15 protein-coding genes are annotated in these 19351 nt (G+C 61.7%); 10 read left to right on the top strand and 5 right to left on the bottom strand.

The features are described 5' to 3' along the window. Nucleotides 1-272: 272 nt before the first annotated feature. From sufB to AC07O1_RS26050, 8 genes are all read left to right on the top strand, one after another. A complete protein-coding gene (sufB, locus tag AC07O1_RS26085; RefSeq protein ID WP_495090671.1) occupies nucleotides 273-1721 on the top strand; it encodes a Fe-S cluster assembly protein SufB in 1449 nt (482 codons plus the stop codon). Between the two features lie 15 nt (nucleotides 1722-1736). Continuing rightward, nucleotides 1737-2501, top strand: a complete 765-nt coding sequence (gene sufC / locus AC07O1_RS26080) for a Fe-S cluster assembly ATPase SufC (RefSeq protein ID WP_495090670.1) — start codon at nucleotides 1737-1739, stop codon at nucleotides 2499-2501. Further along, the gene (gene sufD / locus AC07O1_RS26075; RefSeq protein ID WP_495090669.1) at nucleotides 2498-3817 is read left to right on the top strand and encodes a Fe-S cluster assembly protein SufD; all 1320 of its coding nucleotides are present in this window, start codon (nucleotides 2498-2500) and stop codon (nucleotides 3815-3817) included. Before sufC ends, sufD begins: the two co-directional genes overlap by 4 nt. Beyond that, the gene (locus tag AC07O1_RS26070; RefSeq protein ID WP_495090668.1) at nucleotides 3814-5088 is read left to right on the top strand and encodes a SufS family cysteine desulfurase; all 1275 of its coding nucleotides are present in this window, start codon (nucleotides 3814-3816) and stop codon (nucleotides 5086-5088) included. The genes sufD and AC07O1_RS26070 overlap by 4 nt, the downstream gene beginning before the upstream one ends. After that, complete coding sequence (sufU, locus tag AC07O1_RS26065; RefSeq protein WP_494992968.1) at nucleotides 5085-5543, top strand: Fe-S cluster assembly sulfur transfer protein SufU; 459 nt, start codon at nucleotides 5085-5087, stop codon at nucleotides 5541-5543. Before AC07O1_RS26070 ends, sufU begins: the two co-directional genes overlap by 4 nt. Before the next feature lie 6 nt (nucleotides 5544-5549). Beyond that, entirely contained in the window at nucleotides 5550-6398 is an 849-nt protein-coding gene (gene sufT, locus AC07O1_RS26060) for a putative Fe-S cluster assembly protein SufT (protein WP_495090667.1), read from the top strand. A 10-nt stretch (nucleotides 6399-6408) separates the two neighbouring features. After that, nucleotides 6409-8397, top strand: coding sequence for a thioredoxin domain-containing protein (locus AC07O1_RS26055; RefSeq protein WP_495090666.1), 1989 nt, complete (start codon nucleotides 6409-6411; stop codon nucleotides 8395-8397). Between the two features lie 522 nt (nucleotides 8398-8919). Next, nucleotides 8920-9813, top strand: coding sequence for a pirin family protein (locus AC07O1_RS26050; protein WP_495090665.1), 894 nt, complete (start codon nucleotides 8920-8922; stop codon nucleotides 9811-9813). 166 nt (nucleotides 9814-9979) lie between these two features. Here AC07O1_RS26050 and AC07O1_RS26045 read toward each other — a convergent pair whose 3' ends face one another. After that, nucleotides 9980-10531, bottom strand: coding sequence for a GNAT family N-acetyltransferase (locus AC07O1_RS26045; RefSeq protein ID WP_495090664.1), 552 nt, complete (start codon nucleotides 10529-10531; stop codon nucleotides 9980-9982). 797 nt (nucleotides 10532-11328) lie between these two features. Here AC07O1_RS26045 and AC07O1_RS26040 point away from each other — a divergent pair. Further along, complete coding sequence (locus AC07O1_RS26040; protein WP_495090663.1) at nucleotides 11329-11991, top strand: hypothetical protein; 663 nt, start codon at nucleotides 11329-11331, stop codon at nucleotides 11989-11991. A 176-nt stretch (nucleotides 11992-12167) separates the two neighbouring features. On the opposite strand, the gene AC07O1_RS26035 is transcribed toward AC07O1_RS26040, so the two are convergent. From AC07O1_RS26035 to AC07O1_RS26020, 4 genes are read right to left on the bottom strand one after another with little or no spacing between them, the layout of a single operon-like run. Next, nucleotides 12168-13634 carry an efflux transporter outer membrane subunit gene (locus AC07O1_RS26035; RefSeq protein WP_495090662.1) on the bottom strand — a complete coding sequence of 489 codons (1467 nt, stop codon included), beginning with the start codon at nucleotides 13632-13634 and terminating at the stop codon, nucleotides 12168-12170. A 21-nt stretch (nucleotides 13635-13655) separates the two neighbouring features. Continuing rightward, on the bottom strand, nucleotides 13656-15221 hold the full coding sequence (locus AC07O1_RS26030; RefSeq protein ID WP_495090661.1) for a DHA2 family efflux MFS transporter permease subunit: 1566 nt from the start codon (nucleotides 15219-15221) through the stop codon (nucleotides 13656-13658). Beyond that, nucleotides 15218-16345: an HlyD family secretion protein gene (locus tag AC07O1_RS26025; RefSeq protein WP_495090660.1), complete on the bottom strand. Its 1128-nt coding sequence runs from the start codon at nucleotides 16343-16345 to the stop codon at nucleotides 15218-15220. The genes AC07O1_RS26030 and AC07O1_RS26025 overlap by 4 nt, the downstream gene beginning before the upstream one ends. A gap of 23 nt (nucleotides 16346-16368) precedes the next feature. Then, a complete protein-coding gene (locus AC07O1_RS26020) occupies nucleotides 16369-16890 on the bottom strand; it encodes a winged helix-turn-helix transcriptional regulator (protein WP_494992959.1) in 522 nt (173 codons plus the stop codon). A gap of 515 nt (nucleotides 16891-17405) precedes the next feature. Here AC07O1_RS26020 and AC07O1_RS26015 point away from each other — a divergent pair. Continuing rightward, entirely contained in the window at nucleotides 17406-19343 is a 1938-nt protein-coding gene (locus AC07O1_RS26015) for a DUF47 domain-containing protein (RefSeq protein WP_495090659.1), read from the top strand. The last annotated feature ends 8 nt before the right edge of the window (nucleotides 19344-19351 follow it).

Here is a 19351-nt window from a genome sequence, read left to right as displayed (position 1 = left end):
AGGGGGCATCGCCTCCGGTCGGCTTCGCTTCGACCTCCTCTCGATGTGTTCGACTTCGTCGAACGGCGCTTCGCGCCTACCCCCTGATGAACGCCTACACTCGGCCTTCCGAAGGGGCGGGTAGATCAAAAGCCAAAGCCAAAGCGAGGCGGCCTACCGGCCGGCCTGTTTGTGGGAGGCTACTATCTTGATGATCTCGCACGCGCCGCAAGATAGGGAAGGAGTATAGTAAAAAGATAAATTCGTCCTGCCAGACGCAGGAGGAGTCAGCGATGAGCACTGACAATGCCAGGATCCGCGAACTCAGCAGCCGGGCGTACAAGTACGGCTTCGTCACCGATTTGGAGAGCGACGCCGCCCCGCGCGGGCTCAACGAAGACGTCATCCGCCTGATCTCGGTGAAGAAGAACGAGCCGCAGTGGCTGCTCGACTGGCGCCTGAAAGCGTACCGCCACTGGCTGACGATGCGCGAGCCAACCTGGCAGAACGTCCAATACGAGCCCATCGACTACCAGGACATCATCTATTACTCGGCGCCAAAGCCGAAAGCGCCGGGGCCCAATAGCCTCGACGAGGTCGACCCCGAGCTGCGCGAGATGTTTGGCAAGCTCGGCATCTCGCTCGCCGAGCAGGAGCGCCTGACAGGCGTGGCGGTGGACGCCGTGGTCGATTCGGTCTCGGTGGCGACCACTTTCAAGCACAAACTCGCCGAAGTCGGCGTGATCTTCTGCTCCTTCTCCGAGGCCGTGCAGAACCATCCGGAGCTGGTACGCAAGTACCTGGGTTCGGTCGTTCCCTACAGCGACAACTTCTTCGCCACACTGAACTCGGCGGTGTTTTCCGACGGCTCCTTCTGCTACGTGCCCAAGGGCGTGCGCTGCCCAATGGAACTGTCGACCTACTTTCGCATCAACGCCGCGGATACCGGCCAGTTCGAGCGCACGCTGATCGTCGCCGAGGAGGGCGCCTACGTGAGCTACCTGGAGGGCTGCACCGCGCCGATGCGCGACAAGAACCAGCTGCACGCGGCGGTGGTCGAGCTGGTCGCGCTGGACAACGCCCAGATCAAGTACGCCACGGTGCAAAACTGGTACCCGGGTGATGCAGACGGGGTCGGCGGCATCTTCAACTTCGTCACCAAGCGCGGCAAGTGCGCAGGCGCGCACTCGAAAATTTCCTGGACTCAGGTCGAAACCGGTTCCGCCATCACCTGGAAGTATCCGGGGGTGATTCTCCAGGGCGACTATTCGGTCGGCGAGTTCTACTCGGTCGCCCTGACGACCAACCACCAGCAGGCGGACACGGGCACCAAGATGATCCACATTGGCCGGCACACGCGCAGCACTATCCTCTCCAAGGGGATCTCAGCCGGCCATGGGCAGAACACCTACCGCGGCCTGGTGAAAATCCTGAAGGCCGCGACCGGCGCCCGCAACCATACGCAGTGCGACTCCCTGCTGCTGGGCAGCCAGTGTGGCGCGCACACCTTCCCCTATGTCGAGGTGAAGAACCCGAGCGCCCAGGTCGAACACGAAGCCTCCACCTCGAAGATCAGCGATGAGCAGCTCTTCTACTGCCGGCAGCGCGGCATCAGCGCTGAGGACGCGGTGCCGATGATCGTCAATGGCTTCTGCCGCGAGGTGTTCAAGGAACTGCCGATGGAGTTCGCGGTGGAGGCCCAGAAACTGCTGGGCGTGAGCCTGGAGGGCTGCGTGGGCTGAGGCCCGGGGTGGAGCATGCTCGAGATCAATAATCTGCACGCCAGCGTCGAGGGCCGTGAAATCCTGCGCGGTATCACGTTGCGGGTCGACGCCGGCGAGGTGCACGCGATCATGGGGCCTAACGGCTCGGGTAAAAGCACGCTGGCCCAAGTGCTGGCGGGCTTTGATACCTATGAGGTCAGCGGCGAGGTGCTCTACGAGGGCCAGGATCTGCTCGCCATGGCGCCGGAAGCGCGCGCGGTCGCCGGCATCTTCCTTGCGTTCCAGTACCCGGTCGAGATCCCTGGCGTCGGCAACCTCTACTTCCTGCGCACCGCCCTCAACGCCGTGCGCAAGCAGCGTGGACTCGAGGAACTCGACGCGCTGGATTTCCTCGCGCTCGCCAAGGAGCGCATGGCGCTGGTCGAGATGGACCAGAGCTTCATGAACCGCTCCGTCAACGTGGACTTTTCAGGTGGCGAGAAGAAGCGCAACGAGATCTTCCAGATGGCGATTCTGGAACCCAAACTGGCCATCCTCGACGAGACCGACTCGGGCCTCGACATCGACGCGCTGCGGATAGTCGCGGCCGGCGTCAACGCGCTGCGCAGCAAGGATCGCGCGCTGCTGGTCATCACCCACTACCAGCGATTGCTCGACTACATCGTCCCGGATCGCGTCCACGTCATGGCCAACGGCCGGATCGTGCAGTCCGGCGACAAGGCCCTGGCCGTCGAACTCGAGAAGCACGGTTATGGGAGCTTCGAGCAGGCACCGTCAGCACCCGGAGCCACGCGATGAATACTCCGGCGAGCGTAGCGTTTCTCGCGCGGCTTGAGCCCAGGGCCAACGACCGGCAGCCCGCCTGGCTGGGAGAATTGCGCAACGCAGCGTTCCAGTGGGTGGCCGAACACGGCTTTCCTGCGGCCAAGGACGAGGCCTGGAAGTACACACGCGTCGCGCCGATCCTGGAGACTCCTTTGCGGCCAGCCGAGCCGGGCGCGAGCGGGGGTCTGTCCGACGCCAGTATCGAGCAGCTCGTCGGCAACTATGGCGGCCCGCGGCTGGTCTTCGTCAATGGCTATTTCGCTGCCGAGTTTTCGGTGCTTGAGGCGCTACCTCCAGATACCCGGGTGACCCATTTCGCCAGGCTGCTGTCGGCCGACAGCGGGACGCTCGAAGCGCCGTTCTCCCATGCCTTCCGCACACGACCGCAGGCGTTCACCGCGCTCAATACGGCCCTCGCCGAGGACGGAGCCTTGGTGCAGATACCCGCTCATACGACGGTCGAAGAGCCGATCCATCTGGTGTTCCTCTCGGCCCCGGGCGTCACACCGCTGATGACCCAGCCGCGCGCCTTGGTGCTGATGGGAGCGGGGAGCCGCGCGACCCTGGTGGAAAGCCACGTCGGCAGCGGGGCAGAGGTCTACCTCAGCAATGCCGTCAGCGAAGTGGTACTCGACACGGATGCTGCGCTTGAGCATTACCGGGTGCAGAACGAGAGCACGGCGGCGTTCCATGTCGCGCTGCTCAATGTGCGTCAGGCCCAGGGCAGCCACTTTGCCGCGCACTCCTTTGCACTGGGTGCGGCGCTGGCACGGCAGGAGGTGCGGATCATGCTCGAGGGCCCCGGCGCGCATGTGGCCCTGAACGGCCTGTACCTGCCCCGGGGCGAGCAGCATCTGGACAACCAGACGACCATCGAGCACCTGGCACCGCGCTGCACCAGCCGCGAACTCTATAAGGGCGTGATCGATGGTCACGGGCATGGGGTCTTCGACGGGCGGATCATCGTGCGTCCGGGTGCGATGAAGACGGATGCCAGCCAGACCAACAAGAATCTTTTGTTGTCGGGGTTGGCCCAGGCCAACACCCAGCCACGGCTGGAGATCTTCGCCGATGACGTCAAGTGCGCCCACGGCGCCGCCATCGGCCAACTGGATGAGCAGGCTATTTTCTACCTGCGCTCGCGGGGGATTCCCCTGGCGGTGGCGCGGTCTATGGTGATCTATGCGTTCGTCAGCGAGATGCTGGAGCTCATTCACCTGGAGCCGCTGCGGGCCCATGTGGAGCGACTGGTCGCCGCGCAGCTGCGGGGCCTGGAGGTGTCGGCATGAATGACCTCGAAAACAATTTTCAGGGACGCTCGAAACCGCTCGACGTTGCGCCAGGCTATGACGTCGAGCGCGTGCGCCAGGCGTTTCCGATCCTCAAGCAACGGATCTATGGCAAGCCGCTGATCTACCTCGACAGCGCCGCGACCAGCCAGAAGCCGCAGGCGGTCATTGACGCGATGTCACGCTTCTTCCTGCAGGAGAACGCCAACGTGCACCGAGGCGTGCATTACCTCTCGGTGCGCGCCACCGAGGAGTACGAGAAGGCTCGGGCCAAGGTCCAGGGCTTCCTCAATGCCGAGCACGTCGAGGAGATTGTCTTCGTCCGTGGCACGACCGAAGCGGTCAATCTCGTGGCGCAAACCTATGGCAAGGCGCAGCTGCGCGCGGGCGACGAGGTGCTGATCAGCACCATGGAGCATCACTCCAATATCGTGCCCTGGCAGATGCTCTGCGAGCAGACCGGCGCCCGGTTGCGGGTGGCCCCGATCAACGACGCAGGCGAACTCCTGCTCGATGAGCTGGAACGGCTGATTGGGCCCCGGACCCGGCTGGTGGCCGTTACCCATGTCTCAAATGTGCTCGGCACCATCAACCCGATCCGGCGCATTGTCGAACTCGCCCATGCCCGAGGCGTGCGCGTGCTGGTCGACGGCGCCCAGGCGGCCCCCCACCTTAAGGTCGATGTGCGAGCGCTGGGTTGCGACTTCTACGCTCTGTCGGGGCACAAGATGTACGGGCCCACCGGTATAGGCGTGCTCTACGGTCGCCACGAGCTGCTCGAAGCCATGCCGCCCTACCAGGGCGGCGGCGACATGATCCTCTCGGTCAGCTTCGAGAAGACCCTCTACAACAAACCGCCGTACAGGTTCGAAGCAGGGACACCGAACATGGCCGGCGCGATTGGTCTCGGCGCGGCGGTTGACTTCCTGGGCCTGCTTGGGCCAGCGGCCATCGCCGCCCACGAGCAGGCGGTGCTGGCCTATGCACAGAAGGCGCTCGCGGCAGTGCCGGGCCTGCGGCTGATCGGCACCGCGGCGCAGAAAGTCGGCGTCCTCTCGTTCGTTCTGGACGGCATCCATCCGCACGATATCGGTACCATTCTGGACCGTGAAGGGGTCGCGATCCGCACCGGGCACCACTGCGCGCAGCCCTTGATGAACCGCTTCGGTCTGGCCGCCACCGCCCGCGCCTCGCTCGGCTGCTACAGCACCGAGCAAGATATCGATGCGCTGGTGGCAGGTCTGGCCAAGGTCCAGGAGGTGTTCCGGTGAGCAACGATGAACTGCGCGACCTCTACCAGGACGTGATCATCGACCACGGCAAGCGGCCGCGCAATTTCCGCGAGCTCCTGGACGCCACCTGTACGGCGGAAGGTTTCAATCCGCTGTGCGGCGATCAGCTCAGGATTTATATCAAGCTCGCGGACGGCGTGATCGAGGACATTGCCTTCCAGGGGGCCGGCTGCGCCATCTCCCAGGCCTCGGCATCCCTGATGACCCTTGCAGTCAAGGGGAAGAAGCCGCAGGAGGCACTGACACTTTTTGCCCATGTGCATGCGCTGCTCACCGAGGGGCCAAACGCCCGGGTGACGCCCGCGCAGCTTGGCAAGCTCGCGGTGCTTTCAGGGGTCTGGGAGTTCCCGGTGCGGGTCAAGTGCGCCACCCTGGCCTGGCACACGCTGCGCAGCGCCCTCGAAGGTGGCAGCTCACAGGTCACGACGGAGTAATAAGCCATGGCAGCCGATCTACCCATCCCCAGCATTCGTCTCAGCGACTCGGCGCGGCGAATCTTGCGCGACGCCCTGGAGGATGGGCGCGTGGACGGGGTGCGGCTCAATATCGACGAGCGCTTCGTGCATAAGTTGCTCTTCGAGCCCGGCGAGGAAGGCGATATGGCCGTCGAAACGGACGGCATCAGCCTGTTGCTCGATCCGGCGAGCGCACGGAGAGCCAATGGCCTGTCCATCGATTTCGTGCATGACCTGCGCGGCGCCGGTTTCCAGTTCGACAACCCGAACCAGCCAAGCCAGCCCCAGTGGATAGAGCTTGCGCGGGACTGCGCGGTGACCCTGATTCCGGGCGGGGAGCGGCTGCAGTTGGGGCGCGGCGAGCGCGTGGTGGTGACCCAGGCACTCGGTGGCAGCTTCACGGTTCAAATCTCCAGGGGCCGGCTGGCGCGGATCGCCGCCGCCGACGCCGATGCCCTGGGGCTGGATGCTCACCAGAGCGGGCAACCCCAAGCGAGCGCCCAGCCGGCGGCGAGCGGCGCCTTCGACATCCGGCAGGTGCTCGATATGCTGCGCACCGTCTACGACCCGGAGATTCCGGTCAATGTGGTCGATCTCGGGCTGATCTACCAATGCCAGGCCCGGCCGCTCGCCGACGGCGGTCAGCGAGTCGAGATCAAGATGTCCATGACCGCGCCCGGTTGCGGGATGGGCGACGTGCTGAAGGAGGAGGCGCGCACCAGGGTCGAAACCATCCCCGGGGTCAGCCAGGTCGAGGTCGAGATCGTCTGGGAGCCGCCCTGGGATCAAAGCCGCATGTCCGATGCAGCCCGCCTGCAGTTGGGTCTGTTGTGAGGAGTCAGTGATGAGCAATCGACTCGCCAGGGAAACTTCACCTTATCTGCGCCAGCACGCAGAGAACCCCGTCGATTGGTATCCCTGGGGCGAGGAGGCGTTCCGCCGCGCGCGCGACGAGGACAAGCCCATCCACCTGTCGCTGGGTTATGCCGCCTGCCACTGGTGTCACGTAATGGCCCATGAGTCGTTCGAGAACCCGGAGGTTGCGCGCCTGATGAATGAGCGCTTCATCAACATCAAGGTCGACCGCCAGGAGCGGCCTGACCTCGACGACATTTATCAAAAAGTCGTGCAGATGATGGGGCAGGGCGGCGGTTGGCCGCTAACGGTATTCCTCACGCCGGAGCGCGAGCCGTTCTTCGGCGGCACCTACTTCCCGCCGCAGGAAGGTTATGGCAGGCCTGGGTTCACCCAGCTCCTGCACGGTCTGAGCGCGGCCTGGCAGAACAACCGCGCGGCGATGCGCCAGAACGTCGAGCTGCTCCTCCAGGGCTACCGCGAGATGGAGACGCTGATGCTGGAGGGCGAGACGCCGCCGGAGCAAGACCCACCGGCCGTTGCTGCCCGACTGTTTGCGAAGAACACCGACCCTGTGCATGGTGGCCTGGGCAGCGCACCGAAGTTTCCCAACCCGGCCTGCCACGATCTGGTCCTGCGTCTCTATCAGCGCTTGCACGAGCCAGACTTGCTGCGCTCCCTTGCGCTGACCCTCGATGGCATGGCCGCCGGTGGACTCTACGATCACCTGGGCGGCGGCTTCGCTCGCTACTGCGTGGATGAGCGCTGGGCCGTACCGCATTTTGAAAAGATGCTCTACGACAACGGCCAGCTGGTGAAACTCTATGCCGACGCCTATCGCGCGACCGGCAAGCCTGCCTGGCGGCGCGTGTTCGAAGAGACGATCGACTACCTGCTGCGTGACATGACGCATCCTGAGGGCGGTTTCTACGCCAGCGAAGACGCTGACAGCGAGGGTGAAGAAGGCAAATTCTATGTGTGGACACCCGCGCAGGTGCAGGCCGTCCTCGGCGACCCGGACGCCGCGCTGGCCTGTCGGGCCTGGGGTGTGACCGCCAGCGGGAACTTCGAGCATGGCAGCACCGTGCTGCACCGCGCCGTCGCACTGGACGTGACGCAGGAAGCGCAACTGGCGGGCCTGCGCGACAAGCTGTTGGTGGCGCGTGCCCGGCGCGTTCGTCCGGGGCGCGACGAGAATATCCTCACCAGCTGGAACGCGCTGATGATCCAGGGTCTTTGCGCCGCCTATCAGGCGACCGGAACCGCAACCCACCTGGACGCCGCGAGACGCGCCGCCGATTTCATTCTGGACCGACTTTCGACGCCCGAGGATGGCCTGTACCGGGCTTGGCGAGAGGGCACGGCCAAGGTTCCGGGTTTTCTCGAGGACTACGCCTTCCTCGCCAACGCGTTGCTCGATCTCTACGAGTGCGACTTCGATCAGCGTTATCTCGAACGCGCCACGCGGTTGGTCGAGCTGATCCTCGAGAAGTTCTGGGAGGACGGGCTTTACTTCACGTCCAGTGATGGCGAGCCGCTGGTGCACAGGCCCCGCGCGCCGCACGACAATGCCTGGCCGTCGGGCACTTCGAGCAGCGTATTCGCGTTCTTGCGACTCTTTGAGCTGACTGGCCGCGAGCTATACCGCGAGCGTGCCGAGCAGGTGTTCACGATGTACCGCGCCGCAGCCGCCCGGAGTCCCTTCGACTTTGCCCATCTCCTGGCGGCGCAGGACTTCGTACAGCGTGGCCCGGTCAGCATCGTTATCGCTGGCGAACGTTGCGCCGCCAGTGCCTTGGTGGCGAGCCTGCGACGCCGCTACCTGCCGGCACGGGTCCTGGCCTTTGCCGAGGATGTGCCCATCGGCGTGGGCCGGCATGCGATCGCGGGGCAAGCCAGCGCCTATGTGTGCCGTAACCGTACCTGCGAAGCTCCAGTAGCCAGTGCCGCGGAGCTCGTAGAGCGCTGCCTGGGGTGAACGTCTATTCACATTCCCTTGGGCTAGTCGCTATTGCTGGAAGTTGTACATCGGTACTTTCTGTTTGCGGGTACTTTTTGTCCGCGCCCCCACGCTCTGGAATATCGACGGATAACACAACATGCCATGAGCAGGCTTATTAGCAGCCTGACAGAACATCCTCCTGCAAATGCTTGACGATCTGCTCAACGAACGCGCCGGCTCAGGGTGTTGGGCGGCATTCCCATGCGCCGCGCCAGCGAAACTGCCTGCCTGCACCACCTGAACAAATATCGAGATTTCGTTGAGGTCCAGCACCGTATTACTTCCAGAAATGGACGGGTTCAAGTCAATTATGCCTACTACTCAATCAATAGGCGTCTGGATACGCTGGGCTCAATTTCGTAAACCCTTTCAGGGAAAACGCTACATGACACTTTCAACGACGGCTTTGAACCGCATCGTCTGGGCCATTCGTATCTTCGTGGCCTTGCAGCTGCGGCAGGCCAATACCTCTGACGCCACTTCGAAAATGGAGAGAACATGAACATGAGTCCCGCCACCGCTCCCCAAAACAATGCCTCGCGCGACATCAGCCTGCGCACCCGCGGTCATGGGCACGGCCCCATTGTTCGACTCATGAGTCCTTCGGACCTGGGCCAGTTACTCAAGCCGTTTGTGTTTCTCGACCTGATCGACGCCGATACGTCGCTCATTGGCAGCATGCCGCTGCATCCCCATTCGGGGATCGCGACCATTACCGTGATCACTGAAGGCAACCTTCGCTTTGATGATCCGGATGCAGGTTTCGGACTCATCGGCTACGGCGGTGTCGAATGGATGCGCGCAGGCGGGGGTGTCTGGCATGGGAAAGAAATGTCTGCCGGCACCTCGGCGCGGATCCAGGGGTTTCAGCTGTGGATCGCGCTGCCCGCTGACCTGGAAAACGCGCCGGTCGACAGCCAGTACCTGGAAGCACAGGCCATCCCACAGGTAGGGCCGGCGCGCGTAATCGTCGGCGAATACCAGGGCATTCGCAGCCCCGTACGTGCCCCTTCGGGCCTGAACTATCTATTGGTGACACTGGCCGCGGGTCAAAGCTGGGAATACCAGCCACCGTCCGGGCATGAGGTGCTTTGGCTCAGTGTCAGTCGGGGAACGGTTCATACACCGCAGCTTGTCCAGGCGGGAGAACTCGTCGCCTTCGTGCCAGGTAACGGTGCGTTGAAACTCGAGGCTGGGGACAAGCAAGACGTGGTGTTTGTGCTCGGGTCGGCCATTGCTCACCCGCACGATCTGCATATGGGTAACTACTCCGTACACACCAGCCTGGAAGCGTTGAAAGTCGCAGAGGCAAAGATTACGGAGTTGGGCAAACGTCTACGGGCAGAGGCCGGGCAGCGGTCCGGATCGGTTTCAGTACCGATCTACAAATGACCCGGCTCCGCTGCTGAAAGCGTTTTGACTGATGCAGGTTCAGGGGGACTGTCAGAAAATTTGTGTTCGGGCATCACCACCGCTCGCTTCGACAGCCTGAGCAACCACCTGCATCTGGGCGTAAGCGAGCGGAGCCATGTAATGCCCCAAGAGGTCGACGCCGCCATCACGCGCTTGTCGCGTGCATGGAGTTGTTATGCAATGTATTCCAGTCTTGGCAAGTCAACCGGTACAAGCGCACCGGCCGACCATGAAATTCAAGAACGTCGAACTCGTTAAATCCAGCATGTTCAGCAACTCTGAGCGAGGCCACATGCTCCGGCTCGATTATTACGACGACGGATGCCAGTTGCCTGCGAGCAAAAGCGAAATCAAGAACTCCTTTGGCTGCTTCGCACGCAAGACCCTGGTTCCAGTACCTTCTGGCCAACCGATAACCCAAGTTAGCTTCTTCTACTCCGTCAACCAATTCTGGCCCAACACCACAAAATCCAACGAGTTCATTGGAAACCTTTTCCACCAGCGCCCATGGACCCATTCCGTGAGATGCATAGCATTCCAGACACCAGTCAATAAAATTACGCGTGGCATTCTCGTCGCAAACCCCACGAACAGAGTACTTCATCACCTCAGGATCGCTCAGAATCTCTGTAAGTGCGGGCAGATCCTGCCGCGATAATGGCCGCCCGATCAGCCTCTGTGTTTCAAATAAGTGCACTCGTTGCTCCTTGTGCATAACGCTAAATTAAGGGGCACGCCTTAGTGCGTCCCTCTTGAATGCAAGGTTAGTCGGCAGCATCCCGGCCACGTACAGACTCCGATTATGGCTAACTGTAATTAGATTCTGTACGAAAATTCGCTGAGTTAGACAATCCCGAATGTTTTCACGCAACCCAGGCCAAAAGTGAATGCTGTCAACCGCAGCTACTGGGGGCGGGGATTGAAGTCCTTCAACTCGCAGACATGCTGCGCAAGTTTTACCTTAAGTCTGCCCGTGTCAGTGGGAGTTCTTTGTTGTTATTGGGAATGATACTTAGATGTAATTCGGTCGATATTGGTCTGTTTGCGCATGCTTATTCACTGTTCGTGCGATCAACGGCACCGGTTGGGAAGCAGCCCTGCTGCTACGCGCATTAGAGAGAAGGATGCTGGCATTAGGCGGTAGCGTTAAGGTGTTAATTTGCCACCGTCTGTCGGCAGTACTGAACGATCAGGAGGTACCGGCCTCTGAACATCCAGCGGACAGCATCCTTGTGAACCTGATCTGCGTCAGTAGTAAAAAAGAAGTGGACGTTGAACCTCATGTGCATTGAATGCAAATGGGGCTTTTTTTACTCGGAATTTGGAGTAGCTGAATGCCAGGATCAGTAACTCGCTGGGCGAGCCGATTTTTTTTGTAATACCAAGTCTTTGATTTGGTTCCGTTTGTACGAGATTGATCATGGTTGTGATGAAGCAATTCATAAGCCTGTTAAGTGATCAGTTTGCACTATTGTATTAGGTGGGGGATTAACCGTGGCGTTAAATACAATTATCAGCCTTCTCGAGCAGAAAGAAACCATGGAGTTTTTGCGGTTAGGGCTTGTTTATGTTCATCTTGTGGCCTGTTGCGTAGCTATTGGTCTGGTATTTACCAGTGATGTTGCGATGGTCAATGATTTATTAAAGGGTCGTGTGTCGACCGAACACGATAATGCGCATATGCAGAGTCTTCAAAAGACTGTGGTTATTGCATTGGTATTTTTGTGGATCACAGGGGCGGCTGTGGTAGGTGTGGATTATCTTGATAAGGGAATGAGCTATTTTGCGAATCCGAAACTCCAGGCCAAAGTCATCATTGTCCTGCTACTGACGTTTAACGGTATGTTGTTGCATCGTGCCGTGCTGCCTGCGCTGCAAAAGGCCGGGTCGTTGTTCGATCTCACGTTTGGCGTTCGGATGCTGGCTATTTTCTCTGGCGCGCTGTCGGGCGTGTCCTGGATGTATGCCGCGATGCTGGGCGTTGGGCGCCCCCTTGCGTGGAAATATTCGCTGTTCGAGTTGCTGATGGCTTATCCGGTGCTGATTGTGCTTGGGTTCGCAATGATGCTGGCGCTGACCCAGTGGGCGCGGAAGCAGAGCATGGCAACGCGGGATGAGGAAGTTTCATGGCCGAAAACCAGTATGAATGCACGCTAGGTTTGTACGAAAACCCTTGAAACACCGAAATGGGTAAAATCGCCGCCATCAAAGGCTGGAGCCCCTGATGGCCAAGCGATACAAACTCAGCGATGCGTCCCGGGAAATGATCGACGGTCTATCAACTCGACAAGCCCAAGTCTCAAAAAGTTGGGTTTTCGCCGACCGTACCGGCGCTACTCTACGGTCCATCCGCCCCCTAGAGCGCGGAACGTGGCCACTGCGGCACGCGCATCGTTGGCATTGAGTTCTGCCATCTGGTCTCGTGTGCGGAGTAGTTCGCGGTCCTCGTTCAACACTTCGATCAGGCTCACCGCACCGCCTTGGTACGCCTCGCTCGCTGCTTGTCGCGCGGCTTGTCTGGAGGAGATTTCAAGGGCCAGATCCTGACGTTGGGCTTCTAGTTGAGTCAGGGTCACCACGGCATTTTCGACGTCTTCGCTGGCGCGCAGCATCGACTGGCGGTATTCAGCCAGCGCCTGGGCATTTGCGCCTTTGGCCTGGGCGACCTGCGCGTCGACACGGCCGAAATCAAACAGGCGCCAATGCAGCCCCAACAGCGCCTGTGGCTGGAATGCCTGTTCTGTAAAGAGTGAACCGCCATGCAGGCTGGAGAAACCCAGGAGGCCACCCAGCGAAACCTTCGGGTAAAACTCCGCAGTGGCTACGCCAATCCGCTCATTGCTGGCGGCCAAACGCCGCTCGGCCGCGATCACATCAGGGCGCCGGCGCAGCATTTGTCCTGGGGCGATGTCGGAAGGAATCTGTGGAATCTTGTAATCAAAAAAATCGGGCGGGGTACCGGCCAGATCGCGGGCATAAGTACCGGGCGCGGCGCCCATCAGCACGTCGAGGCGGTTGAGTTGCACCGCCAGTTCGGCTCGCAAGGGCGGCAGGGTGGTACGCGCCTGTTGCAGCACTGCCCGGGCCTGGGCGGTCTCGCGCTGGTTGCCCAGCCCTTGGGCCAGGCGTGTCTCGACCAGATCGAGCAAATCGCTTTGGTTTTTTACCTGCTGTTCGGATACCTGAATACGCTGCTGAGCACCGCGAATGCGCAAGTAAGCGTCAGCTGCTTCGGCGGCAACGGAAACGCGTACACCTGCCTGGCTGGCTTGCGCGGCCTGGGCGTCGTCCAGCGCTGCCTGCTCGCCGCGCTTGAGCCCCCCCGCCAGATCCAGCTCCCAGCTCGCGCCGGCGCCGATGTCGCTCAATGTCTGGTTGCGGTCATAGCCGGGCTGGCTGCTAGCCAATTGGCCCTGCGGGCTTTTCAATGACTGGCGTTGCCGCACGACCTGGCCATCGAGGCTTCCTTGAGGCAGGCGCGTCGCGCCGGCCTCTCGGGCGACGGCACGAGCCTGCTCCACGCGGGCCATGGCCACGGCCAGGTCAAGATTCTGCGCCAGAACCCTCTGAATCAACTGGGTCAGTTGCGGGTCTTCAAAGCCTTTCCACCAGTTTTCCAGCTCGGGTGCGGGGCGCCCGGCGTCGCGGCGCTGCAAGGCGTCCTGCGCCATGAACTGAGTGGCGGCCTGATCGGCGGGGCGCTGGTAGTCAGGACCCACTGTGCAGCCGGCCACCGTGATGGCCAGTGCAGCCAGCACAAAGCGCCCATAGGGAAGCATGCGATCAAGCAAAGTGTTCATCGAATAATCCTTCAAGCGTGATTAATGAGCGTCGGCGGACGGTTGTTTGGGCGGCTGAACTTTACGCATCAACGGCACCAGCAACGTGGCGACCACGAAGCAGGCCATGATCATCAGGAAAGCGTCGGCATAAGTTAGCGTTTGTGCCTCCCGCCAGGTCAGGGCCCACAGTTGATGCAGTGCGACCTGGCTGGCATCAATGCTGTTCTGCCCGAGCAGTTGTGCATTCACGGTCAGTTGGTCGAGCCAGGTATTCATGGCTTCGTTGCGGGTATTGAGGTGCTCGGCCAGTCTTAGAAAATGCAGGTTGGTCCGGTCGTTGAGCACGGTGGCGCAGGCGGCGATGCCAATGGCTCCGCCCAGGTTGCGCATCAGGTTGAACAACCCCGAGGCGAGCTTGAGGCGGTTAGGGGCCAAGGCGCCGAGGGTGAGGGTGACGACGGGCGGAACGGCCATTTGCTGGGCAAAGCCCCGTATTGCCTGCGGCAGCAGCAGCTCTTTGGCGCCCCAGTCATGGGTGATGGGGGAGAAGTCCCACATCGACAGGGCAAACAAGGACAGCCCCAGCATGAGAATCCAGCGCAGGTCGATGCGGTTGGCCAACATCGCATACACCGGGATCGCCAGCAGCTGGAACACGCCGGTGGAAAACACCGCCAGGCCGATGTCCAGCGAGCCGTATCCACGTACGCGCCCTAGAAACAGTGGCGTCAGGTAGATGGTGGCGAAAATGCCGATACCGGTGATAAAGGAAAACAGGCAGCCCAGGGCAAAATTGCGATCGCCCAGTGCGCGCAGGTCGACGATGGGTTCGGAAATTTCCAGGCAGCGCCATATGAACAATCCGCCACTAATGCCCGCAATCCAGGCGGTGGTAGCGATGGTGCTGTCGCTGAACCAGTTCCAGCGCGGCCCTTCCTCCAGGGTGTACTCCAGACAACCAAGAAACACAGCCATCAGGACCATGCCGATATAGTCAGCACCCTTGAGCAAGGCAGGGTTGGGCCGGTCAACCTTGACCAGCATCGGCACGACAAAAGTCACGAACAGGCCGGGTACCAGGTTGATATAGAACAGCCAGTGCCAGGATGAAATGTCGGTGATCCAGCCGCCCACTGCAGGGCCCAGGGTCGGGGCCAGCGAGGCGATGGCGCCGATGGTGGAGGCTGCGATCACCCGCTGCTTGCCGGTGAAATACATGAATGCCGTGGTGAACACCAACGGGATCATCGAGCCGCCGAGAAAGCCTTGCAAGGCGCGAAAAGCGATCATGCTCTCGATGTTCCAGGCCAACGCGCACAGCAGGCTGGTCAAGGTGAAACCGGCTGCCGACACGGCGAACAACCAGCGCGTGCTCATCACTCGCGAGAGCCAGCCGGACATGGGGATCACGATGATTTCCGCGATGAGGTAGGCTGTCTGCACCCAGACCGTATCGTCTGCGCCGGCCGACAGGCCGCCGCCGATGTCCTTGAGCGAGGCGGAGACGATCTGGATGTCGATCAGGGCGATGAACATGCCGACGCACATGGTGGCGAAGGCGGCGACTTTTTGTGCCATGGTCAGTGTGGGCAGTGGGCTGCTCATGGCTGGCCTGCCAATGCAGCGTCGTTGTGCTGCAACGCATCATGAGTGTTCACTTGAGCAACAACCGACAACCCGGGACGTAGTGCACCCAATTCGGCATCGGCGATGTCCAGACGTACCCGTACCGGCACTCGCTGGACGATCTTGGTGAAGTTGCCCGTGGCGTTTTCCGGTGGCAGCACGCTGAACTGCGCGCCAGTGGCCGGCGCCAGGCTTTCGATGTGACCGTGAAACTCGCGGCCGGGCAGGATATCGGCCCGGATGCTGACACCTTGGCCAACCTGCATGCGCGCCAGTTGGTCCTCCTTGAAGTTGGCGTCGATCCACAGCCCCTTCGCCGGCACGACCGAGATCAGTTGGCTACCAGCGGCGGCGTAGGTGCCGACCCTGGCGCGGCGGTTACCGACGTAAGCATCCACGGGCGCGCGCAACTCGGTATAGCCGATGTTCAGCTGGGCCTGTTCGCGCTCGGCTTGTGCTTGTTGCAGCGCTGCCCGGGCCTGGCCGCGTTGACTTTCGATCACCGCCAGTTGACGGCGTGCCGCCAGCAGTCCGGCGTCAGCCCGAGCGCGATCAGCTCGGGCGGTTTTCCAGGTGGCATCGACCCGCTGGGCACTCTCTACCGACACAGCCTGGCTGCGCACCAGATTCTGATAGCGCGTGCGATCATCTCCAGCCCGTTGCGCTTCGGCATCCGAGGCATCGATCTGTGCCTTGGCCTGGTCGATCACCGCCTGTTGCAGCTGTTCGGTCGCATCGAGATTGATCAGGCTGGCCTGCTGCGCCGCCACGGCGCCATCGGCCTTGGCCAATGCGGCGCGATAGTCGCGCACATCGATACGGGCAAGCAGATCGCCGGCTTTGACAAACTGGTTGTCCAGCACCGCCACCTCACTGATATAACCCGGCACTTTGGCGCTGATGACCGTGACATCGGCGCCCACGTAGGCGTCGTCGGTATCTTCGATGAAGCGGTCGACCAACCACCAATGGCTGCCATAGCCGACGGCGCCGATCACGGCGAGGGTCAGCAGCCCCAGGCGCAATGCTTTCTTGCGGCGGGCGGGGGCGGATGAGGCGGGGGTGTCTGCTTGTTTGGGCTCAGCGCTGACTTGAGCTTCCATGGCGAAATGACCTCTGCGGAAGGTTAATTGGGAAAGTGACTGACCAGAGCATCGGTCTGGCGGTAGGCCTGGCCGGTACGGACACGCCATTGAGTCAATTCATCGGCATCGTGCGACACATGTACTCGGTGGCCCTCATGGGTGATGGGCTTACCGGTATTGGCATCCATCAACGCCAGCGCCACGGGTTGTCCGGTTGTTTCGTCTGCCAGGAAAACTTTGTCTGAACCGCTGGAGTGGCGGGCGCCCCAGGCCATCAGCGTCAGGATGACCGGGCGTAGATCCCGGCCCGCTTCGGTGAGGTGGTACTCATGGCGTGGCGGGTTGTCCTGATAGGGGCGGCGCTCCAGCAAACCGGCTGCCACCAGATCATTCAGGCGGCGGGTCAGGGTGTTCGAGGCGATACCAAGGCTGTTGAGGAACTCGTCGAAACGGCGCAGGCCGTAGAAGGCATCGCGCAGGATCAGCAAGCTCCAGCCGTCACCAATGTGCTCGAGGGCATGGGCGACCGGACAAGGCATGGGTTGGAAACTGGCTCTTTTCATCGGGATTCTCCAGATCGGTGTTCGTTTATATTTCGGTCATAATATTACATAGTGAATTTCATAATGAAAGTTACTCTGACGAAGAATCGGTGCCGATCGTCGGCCAGCTCTCGGCGCCGGGCCGGTACGATTGCCTGCTCGCTCGATGGCGCAGGGGGAGGGAAGGATGCGAATGGATATGCGGGGCTTTGTTGGTCTTTTTTAGTCTGGGCTCAGCAGGCCTTTGGTGCCCCGTATTCCTTGAAAATCGCGTGGCTGGTCGCGCTTGGGTGACCAGGCAAGTCCTCGGCGGCGGGAGGCCGCGTACCGAACTACGATCAGGGGGGACGGTCAGGCCCGGTTAGTAGTCAGCGACAACAGATCTTCAGCATCTGAATGTGCTTTGACCGCGTCATTGCCTTGCATGAATGACGAACGGCCACGGCCTCCGCTGCCGATCATCCAGTCGCCCCCAGGGCGACACCCTGCGCGACTAATCTGAAGAGACAGGGGAAAGGTCCCGGCGAGGGTTCATCATGGTGGACAAGAGCAAGATCATGCTTGCCCTGGGCGAGGAGGTCATCGCCCTGCCGGCCTTGGTGAACACGGCGCTCGCCGCCAATGATCGGCTGAAATACCGATTCGCCCTCTTGCAGGCGGCTCGCTCCCGTGCGCGACGACCAGACTTGCCATTTTCCTCAATGCACGTCGAGCGCTTGGCCTGCGGTGTGGATAGCGTAGAGCTGGATACAGTGGTCGGCAGTGCCCTGCAGGAGAATGGCCGCTATCGCATCCCTTATGCAGAGGGACTGGTCTGCGGTATCGTCGAGGACATGCAGCAAATGCTGGTGCCGCTCGGTCTGTTGGCAAGCGGCGAAGAGGCGGAATTCACTACGCGACTGGCACGTCTGTCAGAACGGATCCAGCGCCCTGCCGACGACCTGCTCGACGACCAGGCCCTGGGCCTGCTGACCTCAGGCGACCGCGAAGCCGGTGACAGCTGGCATCTGCTGGTGATGGATGCGCACAAGGCGCTCAACCAGGTGCAAAGCCGGCTTGCTGCGGAGTATCTGGAAGGGGCGGCGGTCTACAACATCGACGAGGCGGATCGGGACGCAGTACGCGCGTTCATGGCCGGCCTCCACCAGACGGCGCCGCTCAAGTTCAACCATCCCGGCCTTGGCACCACGGCGACCCGTTCGGGCGACACCCTGATCATCCAGAACGACATCGGCACCACCGACGCCCATGTACTGGTGGTGCATGTGCGCGTGGACGAGGTGACCGTCACCTACACCGATGTCCACCTCCAGCGCTTGCAGTTCTTCCAAGGCTTGTTCGATGCCGTCGAAGTCGACTGGGAAGGCGCCCGTTCGCGCGAGGACCCGAGCATGGAGGATGGGCTCTATCGCCTGTGCATCGGTCGCTTCCGCTCCGCCCAGCGCGACAAGCTGCTGCAGTTCCTTGACCTGCTGGGCTCGCGGCTGGTGTTCCTGATCGACTGGAACAAGGCGCGCAAGCAGCTCAAGGCGTTCCTGCCGAACGAGGAGACGATCGCGCTGCTGTCCTGGGCGGCGAAGAACGGCTATGGACACATAGCTTTCCTGCTCTGTGGTGGCCAGCAGTTGCTATACGACACGCTCGAGTCTGCTGGCCACGGCAGCCTGCGCTATGGCGAACAACTCCAACAGATCATCGGCCTGCCGCAGGCGCGCCACCTGCTGCAGTTCGTGCTTGCCGCCTGCAGCAATGCACTGCTCGCCGGGCGCTCCCAGGCGTTGGTGCGCGACGAGGTGCAAGCCGAGTTCTTCAGCTACTTGCACAGTGCTGAACAGGACTTGTTCGACGCGGTGGTCGAACACGCGGCCTACACCGTCGAGATCGCCGAAAGCCTGCGCGACGCCTGGCTGCAACTGGGCATCGCCGATTTCAACCAGTGCCTGGCGGCCCGTGCCCTGCGCGCCAAGGACTGGGAGCGGCGCGCCGACGACCTGGTGCTGCGCGTGCGCGAGAGGAGCCCGCGCGTCGAATGCGGTGAATTCATGCTCCGGCTCGCCAGCCGTGCCGACGACGTCACCGATGAGCTGGAAGAGGCCGCCTTTCACTGCTCGCTGCTGCCGCGCAGTCCGTTGGCGCACCCGGCCGCTGCTCCGTTGGCGGCGCTGTTCGCGCTCGCCCTGTCGGCGACTCAGGAATACCTCAAGGCGCTGGTCGCGGCACAGGCGTTGGGGCGGGGAACGGCGCGCGAGGACATGCAGGATTTCCTCCAGGCGGCACACCGGGTAGTCGATCTGGAGAAGATGGCCGACGACACCCTGCGTCAGGTCCGCCATGCCTTGCTCGCCGAGGAGATCGAGGCGCGCGAGCTCTATGTGCTCGACGCCATCGCCGGCAATCTGGAGCGCGCGACCGATGCACTGAGGCACACCGTGCAGATGCTGCGGGATCAGACGCTGGCCCGCGCGGCCCTGTGAGGAGTACC

The sequence above is a fragment of the Pseudomonas sp. GW821-FHT07G10 genome, assembly GCF_059418545.1.
The sequence above is the reverse complement of the archived record's forward strand: the minus strand, read 5'-3'. Positions and strand labels throughout refer to the sequence as shown.